This window comes from Streptomyces prunicolor NBRC 13075 (assembly GCF_000367365.1).
GTDB lineage: Bacteria > Actinomycetota > Actinomycetes > Streptomycetales > Streptomycetaceae > Streptomyces > Streptomyces prunicolor.
The window spans coordinates 16,001-40,159 of sequence record NZ_BARF01000128.1 but is presented as its reverse complement, the minus strand read 5'-3'; the positions used below and the strand labels follow the sequence as shown (position 1 = coordinate 40,159).

Below are 24,159 nucleotides of genomic sequence, written 5' to 3'. Positions count from 1 at the left end.
CCAGGGCTTCTACAGGCGAAGCCGGGTAGGTACGGACTAGACGGCGTCCGGCGCCTGCTCCTGTGCCTCGCGGCAGTCCAACTCCCGGAAGACGCCGAGTGCTTCGGCCCTGGCCGCGCGCGCCGCCGACGCGTCGCCGTGCGCCTCCCGCACCTCGGCCAGGTCCCGGAGTGTGCGGGCCCGCCACAGGGGCAGCCGCAGGGTCTCCCAGGTCGACAGGGCCCGTTCCAGCGGCTCCCGCGCGCTGTCCGGGTCGCCGGCGGCCAGGTGCCACTCGCCCAGGGTGCGCAGGACGAGCGCCTCGCCGAAGCGGTCCTGGCGCTCACGGGCCACGGTCAGGCAGCGGCCGAGCCGCGCCTGTGCCTCGTCGAGGCGGTCGAGCCTCAACTCCGTTTTGGCCAGCGACTGTTCGGTGTACATCACCCCGAAGGTGTCCCGCAGAGCCGTGAAGATCCGCAGTGCCTCGTGCAGTTGCCGCTCGGCGTCCGCGAGCGCGCCCTCGGCCCGGTGGCACAGGGCCAGCGACCGCAGGGTCAGCGCCTCATTGTGCCGGTCGCCCGCCGCGCGGTACAGGTCAAGTGCCTGCGCGAGAGCCTCGCGGGCCTGCGCGCCGCGTCCTTGTTCTCGGTGCACATATCCGATGCCGTACAGCACCCGGGCCCGGGCGCCCTGCCCGCCGGACTCCCCGTACCGCTCCAGCGCCGCGTCCAACAGCTCCAACGCCTCGGCGTACCCGGCCTGTTCGCGGCGGGCCGTCCCCATCCCGGCGAGCGCGAGCGCCACCCCCTCGGGCACGTCACCGCGCGCCTCGAACAGGCGCAGGGCCTTGCCGAAGTAGGTGTACGAATCCTCGAACTCGTCTTGTTCGTAGCGCAGTTGGCCAAGACCCGCGAGCAGCCAGGCCTCGCCCTCGCCGTCCCCACTCCGGTGTACGGCGGCCATGGCCGCGGCGTGCGAGCGGGACCAGGCGTCGAACTGGTTGTACAGGGCGGCCGAACTCGCGATCAGCGCGCCGGCCAGATCGCGGGCGGCGCGGACCATGCCGTGGTCGGCGCAGTACTCGACTGCCGCCAGCAAACAGGCCTGTTCGGCGGCGAACCAGGCCGTGGGCCGCTCCAGCAGCTCCTCCTCGGTCGCCGCGTCGAGGGGCCGTACGGCGGCCGGTTCGGGGAAGCGCCGGGCGGCTCCGCCCGGGCCGAGGGCGGCGGCCTTCTCGGCAAGACCCAGCCAGGAGGCCACCAGCCGCAGCACGGCCGCCGTACGTTCCTCGGGGCTCTCCTCGGACAGGCAGCGCTCGCGGGCGTGTTCGCGGGCCAGGTCATGGATGCGGTACCGGCTGCGACCCGTGTCGTCCACGCCGATCACGTCGATGAAGTGGCAGTCCACCAGCCGCTCCACCGCCTCCTCGGCCTCCTCCGTGCCGATGTCCAGCAGAGGGGCGGCGATCCAGGCCGCGAAGTCCGGCAGGTCCAGCAGGGCCAGTCGGCGCAGCGCCCGGCGCTCGGGCAACTCCAGGTCGGCGTAACCGAGTTCGAGGCTGGTGCGCAACTCCAGGTCCCCGGCGCGCAGTTCGCTCAGCCGGCGGCGTTCGTCGCGCAGCCGGTCGGCGAGCCGGCCGGGCGCCCAGTGCGGGCGGGCCGCCAGCCGGGCGCCCGCGATACGCACCGCCAGCGGCAGCCGTCCGCACAGCGAGACGATCTCCGCGGCCCGCTCCGGCTCGGCGCTCGTGCGGTCAGGACCGGCGACCCGGCGCAGCAGTTCGAGCGCCTCCGCCTGACCGGGCACGGCCAGGTCCAGGTGGTCGGCGCCCTCCAAAGCCACCAGCCGGCGCCGGCTCGTGACGAGGACGGCGCAGCCCGGGCCGGGCGGCAGCAGGGGCCGTACATGCGCCTCGCCCGCCGCGTTGTCCAGGATCAGCAGGACGCGCCGGTGGCCGATGTGGGTGCGGTACAGCCCGGTCAGCTCCTCGACCGAGGTCGGCAGGGTCTTGGGGTCGGCGCCCATGGCGCGCAGCAGCCGGGCGAGGGCGTCGGCGGGTTGCAGCGGCGCGGTGTCGGCCGCACGCAGGTCCACGAACAGGCGTCCGTCCGGGAAGAGTTCGGCCGTACGGTGGCCGACGTGCACGGCGAGCGCGGTCTTGCCCGTGCCGGACCGGCCGGAGATCACCCCGATCGGCGGAGCGGTACGGCCCGCCTCGTCGACCCGGCCCACCAGCGAGGCGGCCCAGGCGATCTGCCCGGAGCGGCCCACGAAGTCGGCGATGTCCGGCGGGAGATGGGACGGTGCGGGGGTGGAAGTGGAGCGGTCGGCGGCCGGCGGCCTCGGGGGCCCGGCGGGTTCCCGCCCGGTCCGGTGCGGGCGTGCCGGGCCGGCCACCTGTGTGTCGTTGGTCAGGACCGCCTGGTGCAGTGCCTGCAACTCCGGGCCGGGATCGATGCCCAGCTCCTCGCGCAGGATCGCGCGGCCCTCCCGGTAGGTGCGCAGGGCGTCGGAGCCGCGGCCGGTGCGGACCAGCGCGGTCATCAGCTGGCCGCGCGGCCGTTCCCGCAGCGGGTGGGCGGCGACATGCGCGAGCAGCGGAGCGATCGTCCGGTCCGCGCGGCCCAGATCGAGATGCAGTCCGAAGGACTCCTCCTGGGCGATGAGCCGCAGTTCGGCCAGCCGGGCCGCCTCGATCCGGGCGAAGTTCTGACCCAGTCCTTCCAGCGCTTCCTGGCCGCGCCACAGCGCCAGCGCCTCGGGCAGCAGCTCGGCGGCCTCCTCAAGGCGGCCCGCCGCGGCGGCGGCCCGGCCCGAGGCGAGCAGGTCCTCGAACCGGCGGGCGTCGACCTGGGACGGTTCGAGGTCGGCGACATAGCCCGGCGGGCGCGTCCGGACCACCGCGTCCTGCGTGACCTGGGCCAGTGCCCGGCGTACTGCGGAGACATGGGTGGCGACCAGGGCGCCCGCGGTGGCCGGCGCCTCCTCGTCCCAGACACAGTCCACGAGCCGCTCGGTGGAGAGCACCTCACCGAGGTGGACGACCAGTGCCGACAGGACCGCGAGGGGTCTGACGCCACCGAGCGGGGCCCGCCGGTCGCCGGCCCACACCTCCACCGGACCGAGCAGCCGTACTTCGAACATCGTTCCCCGATCGCCGCACCACCCGCCCGATGGAGCAGGGCAAAGATATCGGCGAACATGCCCACGACATAGCGAAGGCACAGCAACGGCCGGACCGCCGTGACCGGATTCGATCGATTCGGCGGACCGGTGTCCCTCACCTGCAACGTCGTGGCAGGTGACGTCTGTCGTACGCGCCTCGGCCGGTGGTCGGCGCTCCTCCCTCCTCCCGCCGGTTGGCTGGTTTCGGCCGGTCGGCGAGGACTGTCGCGCGCAGGGGGGACGGTTCGCCGGCCGCCCTCGTATGACCGCCGGAGAAAGAAGAAAACCTTGTGATCCGGGGGCATACGGACAGGGCCCGCGGGGCGTCAACGGCTCGAAAGCAACACGCTCGTTCGCCCACTCGCTCGTTCGTCCATTCGCCCGTTCGACCAGATCCCCGGGAGCCGCCCCATGCACCGCTGGACCCTGACCCTGCTGACCGCCGGTCTGCTGGCGACGACGGCCACCGGATGCGCGGGCACCACGACCACCCCCGGGGCGACCGGGAGCAGCACACCCCGGGCCGCGGGCAGCACGGCCGAGACGCTACGGCTCGCCGAGCAGCTCCTCATCAAGAAGTGCATGGAGAAGGAGGGACACAAGTACTGGGTCGAGCCGGCCGCCCCCGACGACGTCTCGGTCCGCTTCCCCTACGTCGTGGACGACCCGGCATGGGCCAGGGCCCACGGCTACGGCACCGATCTACGGCGGCAGCGGGTGGCCGAGGTCCGGAGCGACCCCAACCAGCGGTACTTCCACTCCGTGCCGGCCGGCACCAGGGCCGTCCTGGTGAGCGACCTCAACGGGGCGCAGGCGCAGGGACTTTCGGCCCGCCTCCCGAACGGCATCCGCGTCTCCCACAGCGACCAGGGCTGCCAGGCCACCGCCCAACGGCAGCTGTACGGCGATCTCCAGGCCTGGTTCCGGGCCACCCGGGTCACCGACAGCCTGGCCGGCATGCGCGTCGGCCTCGTCACGGACGACAAGCGCTACAAGGCGGCCGTCAAACCGTGGGCGCGCTGCATGCGCGAGCGGACGTACACCTACGCGGACCCCGCCCGGGCCCGTGCCGCGGCCACCGGGCCGGAGACTCCGTGGCCGCACGCCAAGGAGGTAGGACTGGCCTCGGCCGAGGCGGCCTGTGCCGTCTCCAGCGGCCTGTCGTCCGTGGCCAAGTCCCTGGACGCCGAGTACCGGGACCAGCTTCGGCGGAGCCACCCCCGGGAGACGGCCGACCTGGCGCGCCTCAAGCGCGAGGCGCTGCCCCGGGCCCGCGAGATCGTCGCGCACGCCGACTGAACCCGGCCCGCTTCCTCCCCAACTCACATAGACCCCAACACACACAGACCACCACGGCCGTCGAGCCGTGGGCGCATCACCCCACCGCGGGCGTATGACCCCGGCGTGGGCGCATCACCCCACTCACAACGAAACGAGGGAAACCATGTCCGTCAAGCGTCTCCTCACCGTCGCGGCCTCGGCCGCCGCCGTCGCCGCGCTCTTCTCCCCGGTCTCCAGCGCCAGCGCGCTGGACGCGGGCACCCAGAAGACCGCGACCGCGCAACTCGCCGGGGACGGCTACCTCCACGTCTACACCCAGCCCTACGGCGGCGGCCGCGAGTGCAAGTGGTCCGGCAACTCCGACAACTGGGGCAGCTGCCGCAACCTGACCTCCGACATCTGGAACAACGGCTACGCGGGCGGCCTGGACGCCGTAGACCTGTACACCGCCCCCAGCGGCGGCGGTGCGCACGCCTGCATCAGCCAGGGCGACCGCTGGTGGGACACCACGACCGGCAATTACCGCTTCACCTACGGCGCGGGCCTGGACCAGTTCGGCAAGAGCGTCAACAACAACATCTCCTCGCACCGCTGGGTGGACTACTGCAGCCAGGGCTGACGACCCGACGGACCCGCCCCGGTACACCTGCGCACGGGTGCACTGAGGCGTCCTGGATCCGGGGCCCGGAGCGCCCCCCGCGCGCCCCGGACCGTGGACCCCCCATTCCCCCGTCGTCGTTCAGCTCTTCGGTGACCCCGTGGAACACGGGGGAGTTGGCGCCGGATGTGCTGCGGTCGAGTGCCCCCGGCATATCGACCGCAGCACGCGCCTCGGGTTCGTCCGAAGGCATGATCAGTGCGCCCGTTCCCCCATGGGGCGCGCCCCCGTGCCCGTAGGCTCCGGCACAGACAGCTTCCCCGGTCATCGGGCCGGACCGGAGGGGTCGGGTGTTGCCAGCGGGTATTTGGCAACACCGTTCGGGCGGTGTGTTGTTGGGGGGATGGTCATCGAGTACGACGGGTTCGGCGCCGAGTTACGTCGGCGCCGCATCGCGGCAGGCATGTCGCTGAGTGAGCTGGCCGGCAAGGTGTACTGCAGCCGCAGCTTCCTGAGCCGCGTGGAGAACGGGCGCCGCAGGGCGTCCCTGGAGTTGGCCCAGCTGTGCGACGAGGTGCTGGGTGCGAAGGGCGCGCTGGTCGGGCTGGCGCCGCTGCCGGGCTCCGACGCCGTACCGAAAGCGGTCCGGGGCGGGGCCGGTGAGCGGGCCGCCGGGGCGGTCAAGTCGCCCGAGCGGGACGGGCGTTCGGCCGGCGGGCCGGACCGCGCGGAGTTCCGCCGGCTGCTGCGGCGCGGTGACCTCAGCCATACCGCGGGCGAGATGCGGGAGGCCGAACGGCACTACACCGCCGCGTACCGCGGCGCCGAGGGCGATCCGCGGGCGCAGGCCGAGGCCGTGATCAGGATGGCCCGGCGCTGGTCCGATCCCGGGCAGGCCGACCGCGAGCTGCTGCAGTCGCTCCGGGGCTGCCTGGCCGCGCTGGACGGCGACGGCAGCGCGGAAGCGGCGGGCTTGCGGCTGCGGCTCGAAGCGCACCTGGCGAAGAAGATGGCCCTGGCGGTCAGCCAGGACACCGCGGCCGGACTCGCGGGGCCCGCCGAGGGAGCGCGGCTCGCCGAGGACACCCTGCGCCGATTACCCGACGACGGCGACGGCGAGGTGCGCTGCGAGGTCCTCACCGAATGTCGCTGGGCACGCTACGACTTCATGCCGGCCCCCGAGTCGCTGACGCTCTCCGAGCGGCTGCGCGAAGCCGCCGCCCGGCACGACTCGCCGTACTTCCGCGGCGAGGCCCTGATGGCCGTCGCCATCGACCAGCTCCGCAACGGCAGGATCTTCAGCGCCCTCGCCACCGCGAACCAGTACCGCAAGCACGCCGCGGACACCCACAGTGCCCTCGCCCTCTGGCAGCGGCACACCCTCGACGCCCTGCTCGACCTGTGGCACGGCCGGTTCGACGCCGCCGCCGAGTGGATCTTCGTGGAGTCGCTGAAGTTCATCGAACTGCTCCGCGCCGACTACGCAGTCCCCGCGGACAACCTCACCCAGACCCGCCTCGGCCAGGCCTACTGGCTGCTGCGACAACAGGGCAGACTGGCCGAACTGTTCACCTCCGACCTGGCCGGCGACGTCGAGCGCCACGCCTACTTCCCGATCTGGCGGGCCGGCCTGGCCCTCGCCCTGTGCGAGACCGGGCAGTACGCCGAGGGCGCGGACCTCCTCCTCGGCTGCGTCGCCGACGTCGACCGGTTCCCGCCGTCGGGCTGGGCCGTCCCCGCGCTCGTCCTGCTGGCGGAGGTCTGCGCGGCGCTGGACCTCCAGGGCGGATTCGACACGGAGTTGGCACCGGTGCTGCCCGTACTGCGCGCACGCCTCGCGCCGCACGACGGCGAGCAGATCGCCCTGGGCGGCTGGCCCAGCGTCCTCGTCGGCCCGACCGCCCGCGCCTGCGGCGTCCTCGCCCTGGCCGCGGGCGAACCGGAGACCGCCCTCGAACACTTCCGCCGGGCCGCGATCCCGGCCCGCTCCTCCCAGCCGGAACTCGCCCGCCTCCGCCTGGCCCAGGCCCGCGCCGTGCGCCGCGTGGGCGGCCCGGGGAGCGAGCCGAACGCGGTGCGGTTGCTGCGGGAGGCGTCTCGGGGGGCGGAGACGTATGGGATGACGTGGCTGGGGGCGCAGAGTGAGGGGTTGTTGGGGGCGCCGGGGAGGGGGTGAGGGGGCGGGATCCGGGGGTGGTTGAGCGCGTACGCCCAACTTGGCGCGGCACGCGGTGCTCCGTCAGCCGCGCTAGCCCTTGATCAACCGCCCTGGCCCCCCGTCAGCCGCCCCAGCCCCCCGTCAGCCGCCCCAGCCCTCCATCAGCCGCTCCGGCCCGTACGCCGACACCAGCCCGTCCACCGCGAACCCGCACCGGGAGACCGCGACCAGCGGAGTGTCCTCGTCGGCGCCGGGCACGGCCATCGCGTCCCGGGCCAGAGAGGCCAGGGCCCGGTGGTCGAAGGGCCCCCGCTCGTGCCACTTGATCGAGCCGACGAAGGCGATCTCGCGGGCCGGCGAACGGTCCGCCCCCACCAGGTCGACCTCCGGGTTGTTCGTCCGGGGCCACCAGCCGCCCACCTCCCGGACCTGCGGCCAGGTGCGGTCGGGGAGCAGCCGGGCCAGGGACTCCCTGACGACGGGTTCGATCGCCCGTCCGCGCCATGAGGTCCAGCCGCGTTCGACGGCGTCGCTCACGATCCGCCCGCGCCCACGCTCGATCTCCGGGATGCCCCGCTCCAGGAAGGCCAGCCAGAACCGGAGGTAGGGGTCGGCGACGCGGTAGCGGCGGTCGCGGTCTCCGGGCCGGGTGGACAGGGGAGTGTCCACGGCGATGAGCCGCTTGTCCGCGAGGGTGCGCAGCGCCGCGTTGAGCGAGCCGGGCTGGAGCGGCCGGCCGGACGAGCCCGCCCTCGCGGCGATCGTCCCGAAGGTCCGTTCGCCGCTGCCGATCACGGAGAGCACGTGCCTGGCCTGGAGGGCGGCGGGGAACTCCGCGGCCAGCACACGCTCGCCGGAGACCAGGAGCGGGGAGGTGGGGTCGTCGAGGGCACGCGCGAGGAAGTCGGTACGGGACTCGCCCTCCCGCCACTCCTGGCAGACGAGCGGCAGGCCGCCGGTGATCAGATGGGCGTCGAAGGCGTCCGCGGCGGGGAGCCCGGTCATCGCCATGACCTCGGCCGGGGAGAGGGACGTCAACACCATCTCGATGCCGCGCTGATGGAAGGGGCGGCCGTAGGCGGAGAGCTGTTCCATCATCGCCAGGTCGCTGCCGATGAGGACGAGCAGCACCGGTTTCCGGCTCAGCACCCGGTCCCACACGGTCTGCAGGGTGCCTTCCAGCACCGGGTCGCCCTCCAGCATCCAGGGCAGTTCGTCGAGGACGACGATGCTGGGGGTGTCGTCCGGGAGCACCGCGGCGAGCTGGCGCAGGGCGGTGTCCCACTCGGCGACCGTGGTGACGCCGGCGAGGAGGGCGGTGTCCGGCAGCGAGGAGTGCCGCACCTCGGTGAGGAAACGGGCCCGTTCCCGGTGGGCGTCCTCGCCGCGGGTGGCCTGATGCACGACGTACGGCACCTGGGCGCGCTCACAGAAGAGGTCCACCAGCCGGGACTTGCCGACCCTGCGCCGGCCCCGGAGCAGCAGGGCCCGGCCGCGCTGGTCGCCCCGGCCCTCGCGCACCCACGCGAGGTGGCGCTCCAGCGCGGCCAGCTCGGACTCGCGGCCTACGAAACCCGCCATGGCGCACCCCTCGGTCTTGCTGGCATCGAACCTAGCCCGTGCTACTAGTATTGGTCATAGTCAAGTGAACCATAGTAACTTCAATGCTAGTAACACAGAGATCGAATGGAGTTACGACTGGTGACAGCCCTGCGTGGCCCGGAGGGGGAGGTGTTGACGGAGTGCGGCGGACTCTTCACTCCGCCCCTTGCGCCCCTCGAACTACCCTTTCCCCCTCGCCTCACCCTGGGTAGTCAGCCAAAACGTCTTCGTGGCCAAGGGGTTGGGAAAACGTCGGTGTCGCAGTTCTTCACCGCAGCTCCTCCTCTCCGCCGTGCCGTCGGCTGCCGGTGGGCGAGGTGAGCCGACATCGGGGTACGTCCGCGCCGGCGGGGGCGGGCGCGAAGGCCGGTCGGGGCGCAGTACCAGGCCCAGTTGGCCACCGTACGGAAGCGGCTCACCGGGCTGACCGCCGAACGGACCGCGGTCGACGACGGGAAGGCCACCCTCTTCGGCGCGATCAGCGAGACGACCCCGCTGCGTACCGAGGAACTCATCACCGAGGCCGGCGTCGGCGTGGACAACCTCGTCGGGGTGGAGCAGAAGACCACGACGACGGTCGCCATGGACTTCGGCCGGATCACGCTGGGTTCGGCCCTCGTGGTCTACCTCTTCGGGGCCCCCGGCCAGGACCGGTTCTGGTTCATGTGGGACGACCTGTCCCGCGGCGTGCTCGGCGCGGTCGTCCTCGCCGACACCCGCCGCCTGGAGAACTGCTTCCCCTCCGTCGACTTCTTCGAGCACCGCGGCATCCCCTTCGCCGTGGACGTCAACTGCTTCAACGGCGTCTGCGAGGAGGACCCCGAGGAGATCCGCGCCGCGCTCGACCTCGCCCCCGACATACCGCTCGTGCTGTGCGACGCCCGCGACCGGGAGTCGGTGAAGACGGTGCTGCTCGCGCTCCTCGAACACGTCATGCGGGGGCTGGCGGCGGAGGCGTCGGGGGACCGCCAGCCGGTGTAACTGGCTTCAGCCGTACGGTCATACGGTCATGAGGGCTTCGTCGCCGTCACGGCCGTAGCGGTCAGCGTGCCGTCGCACTCCGCGAACTGGCCATCATCCAGGGCGACTTGGTGTGCGCCGGAGTTCGGCAGGCCGATCACCATCGTCGGGTACACGACGGGCGCCGAACCGGACTCGCAGTAGCCGTCGCCCTCGCCCTGCACCTGCACGAAGGTCAGCTTCAGCCAGGCCTGGGCGCCGGGGGCGAGTTTCACGGGGGAGGCGGAGCCGACGGGGGTGACCTGGAGCGGGACATTGAGCTCCGGGGAACCGTTCGCGGCGCCGGCGACGGTGGGGTGGCCCTGGAGGACGCAGGGCTTGGCGGTGGTGTTGGTGAACTGGACGATCGCGGCGCCGGTCCCGGTACCGGTGGGGCGGTCGGCGGCCTGATAGGCGCTGGCCTTCAGGGAGTTCGGCGCGCAGGTCTTCACCGACGTACCCGTGGACCCGGACGTGCCCGTGGACGTGGAGGAGACGGGGGAGGAGATGGGGGAGGAACTGGTCGCGGTCGGCGCCGTCGACGTCACGTCGTCGGACCCGGTCTCCGCGTCGCCCGGCTGACACCCCGTCATCATCGCCGCCGCCACCGACACCACGGCCACCGCCATCGCGCCCCTACGGATGCTGATGCTGCTCTTCTGCATGACGTCCCCCGAACTTGCTGTGCACGGACCGGCTCTCACCGGCACTCGCGGAGAGAGACAGGTCCGTCGCACCCAGGGTTTCGCCCGTGCACCACCTGTGACGCAATGGTGACGCTCAGTCGCCCGGCTTCTCGCCCGCGCCCTCCTCGAAGCTCGCGAAATACGCCGCCGCCATGTCCTCGTCCCCATGCCCCTGCGCCGCCGCCCGCGCGAACCGTTCCGCACTCGCCGCGGCCACGTCCAGCCGAACGCCGTTGGCCGCGCCCGCCTGCACGATCAGCCGGGCATCCTTCTCGGCCGTAGTGACCGCGAAACTCGCCGGAGTCAGCTGGTCGTTGAGGATGGCGGCCGACTTGGCGTGCAGATACCCCATGTCGAGGGGACCGCCGGCGATGAGGCCGAGGAAGTCCTGCGGGTCCACGCCCAGGCCCTTGGACAACGCCAGAGCCTCGCCCGCCGCGTTCGTCACGGCCAGCACCCAGCTGTTGGCCACCAGCTTCAGCCGGGTCGCCGTCGCCGCCGCGCCCTCCTCGCCGACCCACATCGTGCGGGCGCCGACCGCGTCGAACACCGGGGTCACCGTCTCGCGGCCGCTCACCGGACCCGCCGCCAGGACGGTCAGTTGACCGGCCTCGGCGGGCTGGCGGGTGCCGAGGACGGGGGCGTCGTAGAAGACGAGGTCGTGCCGGTTCGCGAACTCGGCCAGTTCGCCCACCGATTCGAGGCTGGAGGTCGTCGACTGGATCCACGCGGCGCCGGGCCGCAGCACGGGGGCGGCCTCGCGCATCACATCCAGCACGGCGTCGCCGTCGTAGAGCATCGTGAGGATCACGTCCGCGTCACGTACGGCGTCGGCCACCGTGCCGCTGACGTGCGCGCCGTCGGCGGCCAGGGGCTCGGCCTTGGCACGGGTCCGGTTCCAGGCGTGCACGGTGTGCCCGGCGCGGGCGAGGTTGCGGGCCATCGCGGCGCCCATGATGCCGGTGCCCAGGACGCCTACGGTGAGCTTTTCGGAGGTCATGACTCGGCTTTCGTCCTCGACGGTGTTGTCGAGGACCAGCGTGCCAGGCCGCCACGCACCCGGCCTCCCGGCGGGGCGCGCGGCAGCCGTTGCCGTCAGCCCGTGACCGTGAACCAGGTCGACCGTGACTTCTTCCACTCCTCGTGGGAGAGGTCCTTCGCCTCGGTGCCGTCGCCGTAGAGGTCGGCCGCGCCGTCGTCGGTGATCAGCTGGGCGCGGGCGCCCGAGGTTGTCAGGTCCGGTACGTCTACGACCGCTTCCCAGGCGCCGGGGTCGGTCGTCGGCAGGTCGCGCAGTTTGACCGGCTGGTCGGTGGGGTTGCCGGTCCAGGAGTAGAGGGCGTACGGGTCCGAGTTGTCGTCGGCGGCCCAGGAACCGGCGACGATCAGGTACTGGTTCGCCGCGTTCTTGCGGATGTCGCGCACCGAGAGACCGCCGAGGTCGAGCTCGATCGGTGTGCCGAAGGTCGCGGCGGTGCCGTTCGCGACCACCTTGTCGATGTTGGTGACCGGCACGAGCAGCGCCTTGCCGCCCTCCACCGCCGGGGCGAGCGGCGCGCGGAAACCGAGGTACGCCGTGCTCGTCGAGCCCGGCGCGAACTCCAGGCCCTCCACGTTGAACCCGTTGATCTCCTTGGGGATTTGACCGTCCGCGGTGCCCGCCGCGAAGCCGTACCGGTTGCCGTTCGCCTTGTCCCACGCCACCAGGTCGTCGCGCAGCTTGCCGTACGAACTGCCGTAGGAGAGCGTCGTGTTGGCCCCCGTGCCGGTCACCTTCGTGGTGAAGACCGTGTTGCGGGGCGCCTTGTACTCGCCGTCCTTGTTGTTGCCCAGCGAGCCGGTCCAGTAGATCGTGTCGCCGACGCGGGCCGCGCCCTCGATGTCGATCTCCTTGGAGACGTCGATGTCGTCGCTGAAGTCCCAGGTCTTGATCGGCGCGCCGGAGGTCGAACGGTCGTACAGGCGGAGGACGTTGGACTCGTCATCCGCTACGACGATGTAGCCGCCGCCCACGTCGACCGCGGCGGAGGCGTCGCTGGAGCCGGTGAAGTAGCGGGTGTCGGCGGGCTGTTGGACCGATGCCGAGGCCGCGTAGTGCAGGGTCTTCGTCGCTGTCTTGCCGCCCAGGCCCGTGACCTTCACCGTCAGGTCCGTATAGCCCTGCGCGGCTGCCGTGACAGCGAGTTGGCGGGTTGCGCCGGTGCCCGTCACGGTCACCGCGCTCGTCGGCGCCACGGACGTCTTGCTGCTCTTGCTCGCGGCGACCGTCAACGCGCCGACGTCCGCGCCGCTCTGAGCGACCGTCACCTGGACCGTCGGATCACCGACCGCACCCACCGCGCCCGAAAGGTACGTTGCCGAGAGGGAGATGGTCGGGGTGCCGTAACTCGCCGCGTGCGCCTGGCTGTTCAGGCCCATATTCAGACCCAGGGCCGTGAGGGCGAGGCAGGTGCCCGCCACGGCGACCGTCCTGCGCCTGTTGGCGAACGCTCCGCTGGAGACTGCGTAGTCCTGCACTGGGACCCCTTCGTCGGCTCGGTGTCGACGAGAAGGTTCAGCGGACCTCACCAACTCCGCGGGGTGTGGGCACGTCCTGGGGGTGAACAACTGCCGACGGGCCGAGGGAACGTTCCATGACCCGGGCCAGGTGACGGGTGAAGACCTGCCGCGTATCGGGGGTGAGCGTGCGCAGCGCCACCAGCGCGGTGATCACCACGTCGCACAGTTCCGCCTGCACGTCGTCCCAGGTGTGGGTGACGCCCTTGCGCGGGTTCTGCCCGGTCGCCCCGATCACCGCCTGGGCGACCTCACCGACCTCCTCGGACAGCTTCAGCATGCGCAGGAGCAGGCCCGCCCCGCCGTTCTCGCCTCCCTCGCCGGTCAGCGGACGGTTGTCGTCCACCCAGGTCCACAGGTCCTCGATGCCGGCCCAGAGGTCGGCGGCCCGGTCGTTGTGCTCACTCATACGCCCAGCCTGCCATCACCGCCCGACCGGTCCGACCTACTCGTCGAACCGCGTCCTGCTTCCCGAAGAGAACCGCGTGCTACTTCCCGAAGACCGCATCCGCCTCGTCGAACAACGTCTCCTGCCCGAACTCCGCCGCCTCCCGCACCCGCCTGTTCCGCAACCCCACCACCACGGCCGTCGCCGCCCCCGTCACCGCGAGCGCCGCCGGCACCATCCAGCCCCGGTTCACCGCGTGCCCGAGCGCGTTGTCCAGGGAGAGCCGCCCCGGGCCCGTGACCGCGAGCCCGGCCGCGGTCAGCGCGAGGGAGGCCGCGTACTCGTAACCGCCGCCCGCCGCGAAGAACCCGTTGGGCGCGTGCACGGCCGCCGCTCCCGTCATCGCACCGGCCGCCGCCGCGCCCGCCGCCGGAGTCGCCAGGCCCAGCGCGAGCAGCGCACCGCCGCCCGCCTCCGCGAGCCCCGCCATCACGGCACTCTGCTTCCCCGGCGCGTACCCCATCGCCTCCATCGCCGCGCCGGTGCCCTCGATCCCGCCCCCGCCGAACCAGCCGAACAGCTTCTGCGCGCCGTGCGCGGCCAGCACTCCGCCGGTACCCAGCCGGAGCAGCAGCAGGCCCAGATCTTGTCGGTCGTAACAGGTCACGGTGACTCCCTGAACAGGCGACGGGGACGGTCTCCCCACGGTCGCACCTCCGACCTCCCACGGGCCTGCGCAGACCGCCGTTCGGGTGGCGGGCCCCCGTGAACGGTGTGAGTCTGACCGGCATGACGATTCAGCCAGCCAAACTCAGCGATCCGGCCGTCCGGGCCTTCGTCAGCGCCGTCAACGCCCATGACCGCGACGCCTTCCTGGAGGTCCTCGCCCCCGGCGCGACGATGGCGGACGACGGCTCCGACCGTGACCTCGCCGAGTGGATCGACCGGGAGATCTTCTCCTCCCACGGCCACATGGAGGTCGACCGCGAGTCCCAAGGCGGCCGTGCCCTCGTCGCCCGCTACTCCAACGACGCGTGGGGCGAGATGCGCACCCGGTGGAGTTTCACGGTCGGCGACGACGGCAGGATCGCCCGCTTCGAGACGGGCCAGGCCTGACCGCCGTAGAAAGCCGCCGCAGAAAACCGCCGCAGAAAACCGCCGTGGAAAACCGCCGTGGAAAACCGAAAAGCCCTTGCCCTGAAGTGCGCTCCAACTCCTAGTGTCCCCAGGCATGGAGACCAAGTCGAACATCAGGACCCTCGGCCGCAGCGGTATCGACGTGAGCGCTCTCGGCTTCGGCTGCTGGGCCATCGGCGGGGAGTGGCAGGACGCGAGCGGGCAGCCGCTCGGCTGGGGCAGGGTCGACGACGAGGAGACCGTACGGGCGGTCCGGCGCGCCCTCGATCTGGGTGTCACGTTCTTCGACACCGCCGACACCTACGGCGCGGGGCACAGCGAACGCGTCCTCGGCCGCGCGCTCGGCAAGCGCCGGGACGACGTGGTCCTCGCCACCAAGTGGGGCAACGTCTTCGACGAGGACACCCGCACCCTCACCGGTTCCGACGACTCCCCGGAGTACGCCCGCCGCGCGCTCACCGCGTCGCTGGAGCGCCTGGGCACCGACCACGTCGACCTGTACCAACTCCACCTGTCCGACGCCGACTTGGCGCGTGCCGCCCAACTCCGGGACCAGTGCGAGGAGTTCGTGCGGGAGGGGCTGATCCGCGCCTACGCCTGGAGCACCGACGACCCCGCCCGTGCCGCCGTGTTCGCCGAGGGGGAGCACTGCGCGGCCGTACAGCACTCGGCGAACGTGTTGCAGGATGCCCCCGAAATGTTCGCGCTGTGCGAGGAGTTGGGGCTGGCCAGCATCAACCGCAGCCCGTTGGCCATGGGCCTGCTCACTGGAAAGCAGGCGCCGGGACGGGAGTTGGAGGCCGGCGACATCCGCAACACGCCCCCGGCCTGGATGCAGGGCTTCAAGCAGGGCGCAGGTGCCGACGAGGACTACGTAGCGCGCGTCGAAGCCCTCCGCGAGATCCTCACCTCCGACGGCCGCACCCCGGCCCAGGGCGCCCTCGCCTGGCTCTGGGCCCGCAGCCCGCGCACCATCCCGATCCCGGGCTTCCGCTCGGTCGCGCAGGCCGAGCAGAATGCGGGCGCGATCGCGAAGGGGCCGCTCACCGCCGGGCAGTTGGCCGAGGTCGACCAGGTGCTCGGGAGGTGAACGGCCCCGACGGGACCGGCAGGCGGGCTCAGTAACCCTGGTTGCCCTGTTCCGCGTACTGCTGCTGAGGGGTGAACCGGCCGTTGCCGCGGCCCTGTTCGGTCAGGGTGATCTGGCCGGCCTTGATGGTGGCCAGGCGCGGCGCGCGGCGGGCGATCGACGAGTCGTGGGTGACCATGATGAAGGTCAGCCCGTACTCGTGCCAGAGGCCTTCGAGCAGGCCCATGATGTCGTCGCGGGTGCCCTCGTCGAGGTTGCCGGTGGGCTCGTCGGCGAGGAGCACCTTCGGCTTCTTCACCAGCGCGCGGGCGATCGCGACGCGCTGTTGCTGGCCGCCGGAGAGTTCGGACGGGGCGTGCTTGAGGCGGTCGCCGAGGCCGACCGACGAGAGTGCCTCGGCGGCCCGCTCGCGGCGCTCGGCCGGCTTGACGCCGAGCGGGACCAGGGCGGTCTCGACGTTCTCCTGCGCGGTGAGCGTCGGGATGAGGTTGAAGGACTGGAAGATGATGCCGATCTTCTCGGCCCGCAGCCGGGTCAGCTTGGCCTCGCTGATGGTGGCGAGGTTGACGCCGTCCAGCTCGACACTGCCCTCGGAGGGGCGGTCGAGGCCGCCGATCATCTGCAGCAGCGTCGACTTGCCGCCGCCGGTGGGGCCCTGGATGACGAGCTGGTCGCCGTCCTCGATCGTGAGGTCGACGCCGCGCAGCGCCTCGACCGTCTCCTTGCCCCGCGAGTAGCGCTTGGTGACGCCGGTGAGCTTGTACATGGGATCTCCGTCGATACGTCTGTGAAGAAGAGGGTCGGGGCGCCGCCGCCCGGGGGGAACGGTGGCGGCGCCCCGGTTCAGGGGGTGCGGCGCGGTCGGCGTCGGGCGGCGTGACGAGCCGCCTCCGCCGGACCACGCCACCACGGCCGCGCTACGACACGCTGCGCAGCGCGTCCGCCGGACGCATCCGCGAGGCACGCCAGCCGCCCATCGCGCCGGCGATCAGCCCGCCGGTGACGGCCAGGCCCACCGCGAGGGCGATCGTGGTCAGCGAGACCGGCGCGTTCAGGGCGATCTCCAGGGTGTTGGAGGTGGCCTGCTGGCCGGGGCCGCCCTGGCCGCCACCGCCGGGGCCGCCGCCCATGCCGCCACCGCCGGTGGAGGTGGAGCCGAGCTGCGCGGTCAGCTTGGGGCTGATCGCGGTGACCGTGTAGGCCGCCAGGAGGCCCAGCGCGATACCGAGACCGCCGCCGATCAGACCGTTGACCATGGACTCGCCGACGACCTGCCGGGTCACCTTGCGGCTCGGCCAGCCGAGCGCCTTCAGCGTGCCGAACTCACGCACCCGGCGGGAGACGGCCGAGGAGGTGAGCAGCGCGGCGACGAGGAACGCGGCGATCAGGACCGCGATCGACAGCCACTTGCCCACGCTGGTCGCGAGGTTGGAGGCGGTGGACAGCGAACCGGAGACCGTGGACGCGAGGTCGGCGGAGGTGGTGACCGTCGTACCCGAGATGTTCTTCTGGATGGTCGTCTTGACGGACGAGATCTGCTTCGAGTCGGTCGCCTTGACGTAGATCGTGGTGACCTTGTTCTTCGAGTCGCCCAGCGTCTGCGCCTGCTTCAGCGGCACGTACACGTCGATCGTGGACTCGCTGCTGTTGGGCGTCGCGATGCCGATGACCGTGAACTTGGTGCTGGAGATCTTGAAGGTCGAACCGACCTTGTACTTCTTCGTCTTGGCGTACGACTTGCTGACGACGGCGACCTTCGCGTTGGTCTGCGCGGTCGTGAACGTCTTGCCGGTGGTGATCTTCGACGTGGACAGCGGGCCGAGTGTCTGGTCGGTGACGTCGATGCCCGCGACCGAGTACGAGTTCACGTTGAAGTTGGCGCCGCCACCCTGCACTTGGGGTGCACCGGTGCTGCTGGTTCCGCCACCGCCGCCGGGGCCGCCCTGCTGAGAGGAGCCCGAAGAGCCGGACGTGGTGGAGGACTTGGCCTTGCCCTGGGTGAAGGAGCCGTCGACCTTGGTGACGTTCAGGGTGAGCGCGCCGACCGCGGCGGACACGCCCTTCTGCGAGCCGACCTTGGTGACCAGGGAGGACGCGAGGGCCTGACCGCCCTGCGTGTTCACCCGGTCCGTGCTCTGCGAGGTGCTGCTGGAGGAGGTGGCGCCGAACTTGAAGCTGGGACCCTGCGAGCTGCCGGCCTTGGGGGCCGACTGCGCCTTGGTCACGGTCATGTCAGTTCCGAGACCGTAAAGAGACTTGAGGACCTTGTCCTGAGCCTGATTCATGCCGGCCGACACCGAGTTGACGGTGATGACCAGCGCGATACCGAGCGCCAGACCCATCGCGATGACCAGGGCGGCCTTCTTGCGCCGGCCCAGCTCGCGCTTGAGATAGATGCCAAACATCCCATTCCCCAAAGGTTCTTGGCGCCCGCTGTGGGCGCGGCCACAAGCTATGGAGGAACCTTTGAGTCGACCTGAGTAAAGGATGTGTCTGGCCTGAGAAAAAGAGGCCCGAAATCAGAATTGCGTCAGACAGCTCATTCCTAAGCTGCCGAGGGCTTCCTGCCAGGAAACCCCTGTTCAATGGCCTGCTGACATGGGATGTCGATCATCCTTTCGGCGCCCCGCCATGGACCTCGCCATGGACCCCGCCGTGTACGCGCGCGGCCTCATTTTGTACGGTCCCGGGATGCGCGATTCCTCTCGGCTCACCCGGCGTGCCGCTCTCGGTCTGACCGCCGCCGCCCTTCCCGTGGCGGCGGCCACCCCCGCGTCGGCGGCGACGGCGATAGGCGGTGAGCGCCTGGCCCGCGCCGGGATCCAGGTGGGCGATGCCGCCACGCTGCCCAAGAAGCTCACCGCCCGCTCCTGGCTGATCGCCGACCACAAGACCGGCGAGGTGCTCGCCTCGTACCGCGCGCACCAGCGGCTCGCGCCCGCCTCCACGCTGAAGATGCTGTTCGCCGACACCGTGCTGGGGAAGTTCGAGCGGACCCGCACCTACCGGGTCACCGACGCCGACCTCGCCGACGTCCCCTCCGGCTCCAGCCTCGTCGGCGTCAAGCCCGGGATCACCTACAGCGTCCACCAGTTGTGGCAGGGCGTCTTCCTGCGCTCCGGCAACGACGCCGTGCACGTGCTGGCCCACATGAACGGCGGGATCGCGGCGACGGTCGCCGAGATGCAGGCCAAGGCGAAGGACCTCCAGGCCCTGGACACGCACGTGGTGAGCCCGGACGGCTTCGACCACCCCGGGCAGCTCTCGTCGGCGTACGACCTCACGCTCTTCGCCCGGCACGGGCTGTACGACGACGACTTCAGCGCCTACTGCTCGACCAGGACCGCGAACTTCCCGGCCGGCGGCAAGAAGACCTTCCAGATCCAGAACACCGACCGCCTGCTCAGCGGCGCCTACGGCCTGCGCCCGTACCGGGGCATCATCGGCGTCAAGAACGGCTACACCAGCCACGCGGGCAACACCTTCACCGGCGCCGCCACCCGCGACGGCCGCACCCTCCTGGTCACCGTGATGCACCCCGCGAACGGCGGCAACGAGGTCTACAAGGAGACCGCCGCGCTCCTCGACTGGGGCTTCGGCAAAGGGAGTTCGGCCACGGCCGTGGGCACGCTGGTCGATCCGCTGAGCGAGGGCGGGGCGACCGCGAGCCCCACACCGTCGGGGAAGGGCGTCAAGGGCGCTCCGGGTGCCACCGGGGCGGCGGCTTCCTCCTCGGACGCTCCCTCGCCCTGGCGGCTGCTGGAAGGCGCGGCGGGGGCGGTCGTGGTGCTCGCGGGCGGCGCGTTCGCGCTGCGCAGGCGACGGGCGGCCGTGGCGGCGGCGAAGTCTCAGGAAGGTGTCAAGTCTCAGGAAGCGGCCAAGTCCCCGGAACTCGACGGGAGTTGATGTGACGCGACAGCCGCTCCACGGTCCGGTGCGTAACCCGCGGTCCCTCGCGGGCTCCACCCCCACCCGGGCCGTGGAACGACTGTCGCCTCTCCCCCCTCGGTGTGGCCTGCGGAACCCGGGACTCCGATACCGCGGAAGCCCCGTGCTCCAAGTGTGAAGCTTTGGTGGAGAAGAGTTGAGCATAGGTCAGCAACCGGCCGCAATGGTACGGATGGTCAAATTCCGTTTGTGCAACTTGCCCTAGCCGCGCCCCACATACGGCATCGCGGTCGCCAGCACCGTCGCGAACTGCACATTCGCCCCCAACGGCAGCTCCGCCATGTGCCGCACGGTGCGCGCCACATCGGCGACATCCATCACCGGTTCCGGGGCTACCACCCCGTTGGCCTGCAACGCCCCGGTCCCCATCCGCGCCGTCATGTCGGTCGCCGCGTTCCCGATGTCGATCTGCCCGACCGCGATCGAGTACGCCCGCCCGTCCAGCGACAGCGACTTCGTCAGCCCCGTCAACGCGTGCTTGGTCGCGGTGTAGGCCACGGAATGCGGCCGAGGCGTATGAGCGGAGATCGACCCGTTGTTGATGATCCGCCCGCCCTGCGGCACCTGCTCCTTCATTCGCCGGTAGGCCGCCTGCGCACACAGGAACGCCCCGTTGAGATTGGTGTCCACCACGTGCCGCCAAGCGTCGTACGGCAACTCCTCGACCGGCACCCCACCGGGCCCGAAGGTCCCCGCGTTGTTGAACAGCAGGTCGACCCGTCCGAACCGTTCCACGACGGCGTCGAACAGCCCGTCCACATCCTCCGGCCGCGCCACATCCGTCGCTACGGCGAGGGAGGCGCCCTCGGGCACCAGCGCGGCCGTCTCCTCCAGCGTCCCGGCGCGGCGGCCGGCCAGCGCCACCGACCAGCCAGCGCGCAGCAGTTCCACGGCGACCGCGCGGCCGATGCCGGAGCCCGCGCCGGTCACCACGGCGATCCTCGACGATTCCTCAGCGTTCATGGCCGCAGCCTACGAGTCACCCTTCCTGCGGGTACCGCACCCCGATCCGCTCCCGCACCGCGTCCAGCGTCCGCATCACCGCGAGGGTGCCCTCCAGCGGCACCAGCGGCGACTCGGTCTCACCGGCCCGCAGCGCCCGCATCACCTCCGACGCCTCGTGCCGCAACGTGTTGCGGGGCCCGTCGGCCGGGTCGAGGACGAACTCCTCGGGGTCACGCCCGTCCCGGTGCAGCACGAACCGCTCCGGGTGGAAGAAGCCGTCCGGAATGTCGATCCGGCCCAGCGACCCGGTCACCGACGCCGAGGTCCCCGTACCGCCGACGATCGAGCAGTGCAGCGCGGCCAGCGCGCCGCTGTCCCACGAGAACAGGGCCGCCGTCTGGAGATCGGCGCCCTCGGGGGAGAGCACGGCAGAAGCCTTGATGTCGGCGGGCTCACCGAGCAGCAGATGAGCGAACGACACCGGATACACCCCGAGGTCCAGCAGCGCGCCCCCGCCCTGCGCGGGATCACGCAGCCGGTGCGCGGGCGGGAAGGGCCCGGCGAGCCCGAAGTCGGCCTGAATGGTGCGGACTTCACCGATGGCCCCGTCGTCGACAAGCGACTTCAGCCGCCGTACCAGCGGATTGCAGTACATCCACATGGCCTCCATCAGGAAGCTGTCGCGCTCGCCCGCCAGCGCGACAAGTTCCGTGGCCTCGCGGGAGGTGAGGGTGAAGGCCTTCTCGACGAGCACGTTCCGTCCGGCCTCCAGACAGAGACCGGCCGCCGTGCGGTGCGCCGAGTGCGGGGTGGCGACGTAGACGATGTCGACGTCCGCGTCGTGCGCCAGCGCGTCCCAGTCGCCGTAGGCCCGCTCGATCCCGAACCGTTCCGCGAAGGCCTTCGCCGAGGACTCCGTCCGCGAGGCCACCGCGACCACCTCGGCGTCCGGCAGATCGACCAGCGCCGCCGTGAACGCGGCGGCGATCCCGCCGGTCGCCAGGACTCCCCAGCGCACCCTCTGTTCCGTCATCGCGGCCCCACCCTCGCTCACCAGACCCTCGGCACCTTGTACGAGCTGAGAGCATAGGTGGCGGATCACCAGGAGAGGGAGGGCCACATGTCCGAGCAGAGAGCGAAGGCACCGACGCCGGCTGTGCCGCGGTCCGCCGTACCGTCGCTCAAGGCGTCCCGCCGGACCGGCCTCCTCGTCATCCTCATCCTCGGCGGCCTCACCGCGACCCCGCCGCTGTCGATGGACATGTACCTCCCCGCGCTCCCGGCGGTCACCCGCTCCCTGCACGCGCCCGCCGCGACCGTCCAGCTCACCCTCACCACCTGCCTCGCCGGCATGGCGCTGGGGCAGCTGGTGGTCGGCCCGATGAGCGACAAGTGGGGCCGCAGACGCCCACTCCTGACCGGCCTCGCCGTCTACATCGTGGCGACCGCCCTGTGCGCGATCGCGCCGAACGTCGAATCCCTGGTCGCCTTCCGCCTGCTCCAGGGCCTGGCGGGCGCGGCCGGAATAGTGATCGCGAGGGCGGTCGTACGCGACTTGTACGACGGCGTGGCGATGGCCCGCTTCTTCTCCACCCTGATGCTGGTCTCCGGGGTGGCCCCGATCGTCGCGCCGCTGGTGGGCGGCCAGATCCTGCGGGTCACGGACTGGCGGGGCGTCTTCGTGATCCTGACCTTCGTCGGCGCGGCCCTGGCCGTCCTCGTCTGGACCCGCCTCCCCGAGACCCTGGCCCCGGCGGACCGCCACGCGGGCGGCACGGCGGAGGCCCTGCGCGGCATGCGCGCCCTCCTGGCGGACCTCCCCTTCACGGGCTACATGCTCACGGGCGGCTTCTCCTTCGCCGCATTGTTCGCGTACATCTCGGCATCCCCCTTCGTCGTCCAGGAGATCTACGGCGCCTCCCCGCAGACCTTCAGCCTCCTCTTCGGCGTCAACTCGGTCGGGCTGGTGGCGGTGGGCCAGATCAACGGCAAGCTGCTGGTGGGCAGGGTCTCGATGGACAAGGTCCTGGGCACGGGGTTGGCGGTGGTGGTGCTGGCGGCGACGGCGCTGCTGCTGATGGCGACGGGAGCGTTCGGGGAAGTGGGCCTGGTCCCGGTGGCGGCGGGGCTCTTCGTCCTGATGTCGGCGATGGGCGTGACGCTTCCCAACGCCCAGACCCTGGCGTTGATGCGCACCCGCCACTCCGCGGGCTCGGCCTCCGCCCTGCTGGGCACGTCGTCCTTCTTGATAGGCGCGGTGGCGTCCCCGTTGGTCGGCATAGCGGGCGAGCACACCGCCGTGCCGATGGCGGTCGTCCAACTGGTGGCCGCACTGGTGGCGGTGGCCTGCTTCGTGGGAATGTGCCGTCCTTGGAACACACGTACGACCGCGGAGGGAGTGGGGAGCTGAGCGCCCCGAGACTGCGCAACGACACCCCGGAACGGGCCGGCCTCGACCCCGAGGAACTCCGCCACCTGATCCGTGAGGTGCACGCCCTCACCACCGGCGACCGCCCCTGGGCGCCGGGCACCGTCGTGGTCGCCGGCCGCGGCCCGGTGATCGCGGTGGAGGAGGCGGCGGGCTGGGCCGTGCGGTACGCGGCCTACGACCCGGAGACGGACAGCGGCATCGAACTCCCCCCTGCCGCCCGCGTCCCGACGACGGTGGACACCCCCTTCGACCTGGCCTCCCTGACCAAACTGTTCACGGCGGTGGCCGCGATGCAGCAGATCGAGCGCGGCACGCTGGGCATAGACGCGAGGGTGGGCGCGTACCTGCCCGACTTCCGCGCGGCGGCCCGCCACGGCATCACCGTCCGCCAACTCCTCACCCACACCTCGGGCCTACGCCCCGAACTCCCGCTCTACGCCTGCGCGGACGACGCGGAACGCATGGCGATGCTGCGGGCGGAGGCGCCGGTGGCGGAGCCGGGGGAGTACGTCTACTCGGACCTGAACCTGCTCCTCCTCCAGTTCGTCCTGGAACGCGTCAGCGGCCGCACGCTGGACGTCCTCATCCACGACGGCATCACCCGCCCGCTGGGCATGACGTCGACGGACTTCGGCCCGTGCCCCGGCGCGGCGGCGACGGAGGACCAACGCCGCCCGTGGGCCAAGGCGGACCGGGGCATGCTGCGGGGCGTGGTCCACGACGAGAACGCGTGGGCGCTGGGCGGGGTCGCCGGCCACGCGGGCCTGTTCTCGACAGCCCGAGACCTGGCGATCTTCTGCCGCACGCTCCTGGCGGGCGGTTCCTACGGCCCGGCCCGCATCCTGGGATCCGACTTCGTGGAGCTGATGCTGACGCCGCCGGGGCTGGGCTTCGGGGTCGATCAGGCTTGGTTCATGGGGGAGTTGGCGGGGCGGGGGGCGGTGGGGCACACGGGGTTCACGGGGACGTCGGTGGTGTTGGATCCGGCTACGGACACGTTCTTGGTGCTGCTGGCCAACACGGTGCATCCGCGGCGGCGGGGGGCGGACAGTGGGCCTCGGGCGGCGGCGGGGACTCGGGTGGCGCGGGCGGTTAGGGGCTGAGGGGGGTGCGGGGTGGTGCCGGTTGTGTTGTGTGGTGCGGCCCGGTGGGGGCTGGTCGCGCAGTTCCTCGCGCCCCTTCGAAAGCGGGGCTGT

General features: G+C 71.7%; 20 protein-coding genes. 9 read left to right on the top strand and 11 right to left on the bottom strand.

The annotated features are described in order from the left end of the window. Positions 1-36 precede the first annotated feature (36 nt). Complete coding sequence (locus SPR02S_RS48740) at positions 37-3,123, bottom strand: AfsR/SARP family transcriptional regulator (RefSeq protein ID WP_019064351.1); 3,087 nt, start codon at positions 3,121-3,123, stop codon at positions 37-39. A gap of 432 nt (positions 3,124-3,555) precedes the next feature. Here SPR02S_RS48740 and SPR02S_RS48735 point away from each other — a divergent pair, with 432 nt between their 5' ends. From SPR02S_RS48735 to SPR02S_RS65415, 3 genes are all read left to right on the top strand, one after another. After that, a complete protein-coding gene (locus SPR02S_RS48735; RefSeq protein WP_019064350.1) occupies positions 3,556-4,443 on the top strand; it encodes a hypothetical protein in 888 nt (295 codons plus the stop codon). Positions 4,444-4,588: 145 nt separating this feature from the next. After that, positions 4,589-5,044, top strand: coding sequence for a hypothetical protein (locus SPR02S_RS48730; RefSeq protein WP_019064349.1), 456 nt, complete (start codon positions 4,589-4,591; stop codon positions 5,042-5,044). 382 nt (positions 5,045-5,426) lie between these two features. Beyond that, positions 5,427-7,199, top strand: a complete 1,773-nt coding sequence (locus SPR02S_RS65415; RefSeq protein ID WP_026151587.1) for a helix-turn-helix domain-containing protein — start codon at positions 5,427-5,429, stop codon at positions 7,197-7,199. Positions 7,200-7,322: 123 nt separating this feature from the next. Here the strand turns inward: SPR02S_RS65415 and SPR02S_RS48720 are convergent, their stop codons facing one another. After that, positions 7,323-8,762: an ATP-binding protein gene (locus SPR02S_RS48720; RefSeq protein ID WP_019064348.1), complete on the bottom strand. Its 1,440-nt coding sequence runs from the start codon at positions 8,760-8,762 to the stop codon at positions 7,323-7,325. Between the two features lie 414 nt (positions 8,763-9,176). Here SPR02S_RS48720 and SPR02S_RS48715 point away from each other — a divergent pair, with 414 nt between their 5' ends. Beyond that, entirely contained in the window at positions 9,177-9,764 is a 588-nt protein-coding gene (locus SPR02S_RS48715) for a GTP-binding protein (protein ID WP_019064347.1), read from the top strand. Between the two features lie 26 nt (positions 9,765-9,790). Here SPR02S_RS48715 and SPR02S_RS48710 read toward each other — a convergent pair whose 3' ends face one another. From SPR02S_RS48710 to SPR02S_RS48690, 5 genes are all read right to left on the bottom strand, one after another. Then, complete coding sequence (locus SPR02S_RS48710; protein ID WP_019064346.1) at positions 9,791-10,447, bottom strand: DUF4232 domain-containing protein; 657 nt, start codon at positions 10,445-10,447, stop codon at positions 9,791-9,793. Positions 10,448-10,562: 115 nt separating this feature from the next. After that, positions 10,563-11,468: an NAD(P)-dependent oxidoreductase gene (locus SPR02S_RS48705; protein WP_019064345.1), complete on the bottom strand. Its 906-nt coding sequence runs from the start codon at positions 11,466-11,468 to the stop codon at positions 10,563-10,565. Between the two features lie 95 nt (positions 11,469-11,563). After that, positions 11,564-12,985, bottom strand: a complete 1,422-nt coding sequence (locus SPR02S_RS48700; protein WP_019064344.1) for a hypothetical protein — start codon at positions 12,983-12,985, stop codon at positions 11,564-11,566. A 37-nt stretch (positions 12,986-13,022) separates the two neighbouring features. After that, entirely contained in the window at positions 13,023-13,433 is a 411-nt protein-coding gene (locus tag SPR02S_RS48695) for a MazG-like family protein (RefSeq protein WP_019064343.1), read from the bottom strand. Between the two features lie 79 nt (positions 13,434-13,512). Beyond that, positions 13,513-14,079, bottom strand: a complete 567-nt coding sequence (locus tag SPR02S_RS48690; protein ID WP_019064342.1) for a DoxX family protein — start codon at positions 14,077-14,079, stop codon at positions 13,513-13,515. A gap of 122 nt (positions 14,080-14,201) precedes the next feature. Between SPR02S_RS48690 and SPR02S_RS48685 the strand changes: the two genes are divergently transcribed. Together SPR02S_RS48685 and SPR02S_RS48680 are read left to right on the top strand one after the other, a co-directional pair. Continuing rightward, complete coding sequence (locus SPR02S_RS48685) at positions 14,202-14,528, top strand: hypothetical protein (RefSeq protein WP_026151585.1); 327 nt, start codon at positions 14,202-14,204, stop codon at positions 14,526-14,528. 115 nt (positions 14,529-14,643) lie between these two features. Beyond that, positions 14,644-15,639 (top strand): aldo/keto reductase, encoded by a 996-nt coding sequence (locus SPR02S_RS48680; RefSeq protein WP_019064340.1) that lies wholly within the window; start codon positions 14,644-14,646, stop codon positions 15,637-15,639. Between the two features lie 28 nt (positions 15,640-15,667). Here the strand turns inward: SPR02S_RS48680 and SPR02S_RS48675 are convergent, their stop codons facing one another. Next, positions 15,668-16,405, bottom strand: coding sequence for an ABC transporter ATP-binding protein (locus SPR02S_RS48675; protein ID WP_019064339.1), 738 nt, complete (start codon positions 16,403-16,405; stop codon positions 15,668-15,670). Between the two features lie 151 nt (positions 16,406-16,556). Further along, on the bottom strand, positions 16,557-18,044 hold the full coding sequence (locus SPR02S_RS48670) for an ABC transporter permease (RefSeq protein ID WP_019064338.1): 1,488 nt from the start codon (positions 18,042-18,044) through the stop codon (positions 16,557-16,559). A 286-nt stretch (positions 18,045-18,330) separates the two neighbouring features. Between SPR02S_RS48670 and SPR02S_RS48665 the strand changes: the two genes are divergently transcribed. Beyond that, the gene (locus tag SPR02S_RS48665) at positions 18,331-19,545 is read left to right on the top strand and encodes a D-alanyl-D-alanine carboxypeptidase family protein (protein WP_174447612.1); all 1,215 of its coding nucleotides are present in this window, start codon (positions 18,331-18,333) and stop codon (positions 19,543-19,545) included. Positions 19,546-19,788: 243 nt separating this feature from the next. Here SPR02S_RS48665 and SPR02S_RS48660 read toward each other — a convergent pair whose 3' ends face one another. Both SPR02S_RS48660 and SPR02S_RS48655 read right to left on the bottom strand, forming a co-directional pair. After that, positions 19,789-20,550: an SDR family oxidoreductase gene (locus SPR02S_RS48660; protein ID WP_019064336.1), complete on the bottom strand. Its 762-nt coding sequence runs from the start codon at positions 20,548-20,550 to the stop codon at positions 19,789-19,791. Between the two features lie 16 nt (positions 20,551-20,566). Then, positions 20,567-21,565, bottom strand: a complete 999-nt coding sequence (locus SPR02S_RS48655; protein ID WP_019064335.1) for a Gfo/Idh/MocA family protein — start codon at positions 21,563-21,565, stop codon at positions 20,567-20,569. Between the two features lie 87 nt (positions 21,566-21,652). On the opposite strand from SPR02S_RS48655, the gene SPR02S_RS48650 reads away from it, so the two are divergent. Both SPR02S_RS48650 and SPR02S_RS48645 read left to right on the top strand, forming a co-directional pair. Then, positions 21,653-22,942 carry a multidrug effflux MFS transporter gene (locus SPR02S_RS48650; RefSeq protein WP_019064334.1) on the top strand — a complete coding sequence of 430 codons (1,290 nt, stop codon included), beginning with the start codon at positions 21,653-21,655 and terminating at the stop codon, positions 22,940-22,942. After that, a complete protein-coding gene (locus tag SPR02S_RS48645; protein ID WP_026151584.1) occupies positions 22,894-24,066 on the top strand; it encodes a serine hydrolase domain-containing protein in 1,173 nt (390 codons plus the stop codon). The genes SPR02S_RS48650 and SPR02S_RS48645 overlap by 49 nt, the downstream gene beginning before the upstream one ends. Positions 24,067-24,159: the final 93 nt, after the last annotated feature.

Excerpts from the sequence above, each read along its gene's own strand:
- SPR02S_RS48655 (WP_019064335.1), bottom strand. The coding sequence starts at position 21,565 with ATGACGGAACAGAGGGTGCGCTGGGGAGTCCTGGCGACCGGCGGGATC.
- SPR02S_RS48730 (WP_019064349.1), top strand. The coding sequence starts at position 4,589 with ATGTCCGTCAAGCGTCTCCTCACCGTCGCGGCCTCGGCCGCCGCCGTC.
- SPR02S_RS48660 (WP_019064336.1), bottom strand. The coding sequence starts at position 20,550 with ATGAACGCTGAGGAATCGTCGAGGATCGCCGTGGTGACCGGCGCGGGC.
- SPR02S_RS48685 (WP_026151585.1), top strand. The coding sequence starts at position 14,202 with ATGACGATTCAGCCAGCCAAACTCAGCGATCCGGCCGTCCGGGCCTTC.
- SPR02S_RS48705 (WP_019064345.1), bottom strand. The coding sequence starts at position 11,468 with ATGACCTCCGAAAAGCTCACCGTAGGCGTCCTGGGCACCGGCATCATG.
- SPR02S_RS48670 (WP_019064338.1), bottom strand. The coding sequence starts at position 18,044 with ATGTTTGGCATCTATCTCAAGCGCGAGCTGGGCCGGCGCAAGAAGGCC.
- SPR02S_RS48710 (WP_019064346.1), bottom strand. The coding sequence starts at position 10,447 with ATGCAGAAGAGCAGCATCAGCATCCGTAGGGGCGCGATGGCGGTGGCC.
- SPR02S_RS48740 (WP_019064351.1), bottom strand. The coding sequence starts at position 3,123 with ATGTTCGAAGTACGGCTGCTCGGTCCGGTGGAGGTGTGGGCCGGCGAC.
- SPR02S_RS48665 (WP_174447612.1), top strand. The coding sequence starts at position 18,331 with ATGCGCGATTCCTCTCGGCTCACCCGGCGTGCCGCTCTCGGTCTGACC.
- SPR02S_RS65415 (WP_026151587.1), top strand. The coding sequence starts at position 5,427 with ATGGTCATCGAGTACGACGGGTTCGGCGCCGAGTTACGTCGGCGCCGC.
- SPR02S_RS48680 (WP_019064340.1), top strand. The coding sequence starts at position 14,644 with ATGGAGACCAAGTCGAACATCAGGACCCTCGGCCGCAGCGGTATCGAC.
- SPR02S_RS48720 (WP_019064348.1), bottom strand. The coding sequence starts at position 8,762 with ATGGCGGGTTTCGTAGGCCGCGAGTCCGAGCTGGCCGCGCTGGAGCGC.
- SPR02S_RS48735 (WP_019064350.1), top strand. The coding sequence starts at position 3,556 with ATGCACCGCTGGACCCTGACCCTGCTGACCGCCGGTCTGCTGGCGACG.
- SPR02S_RS48675 (WP_019064339.1), bottom strand. The coding sequence starts at position 16,405 with ATGTACAAGCTCACCGGCGTCACCAAGCGCTACTCGCGGGGCAAGGAG.
- SPR02S_RS48650 (WP_019064334.1), top strand. The coding sequence starts at position 21,653 with ATGTCCGAGCAGAGAGCGAAGGCACCGACGCCGGCTGTGCCGCGGTCC.
- SPR02S_RS48695 (WP_019064343.1), bottom strand. The coding sequence starts at position 13,433 with ATGAGTGAGCACAACGACCGGGCCGCCGACCTCTGGGCCGGCATCGAG.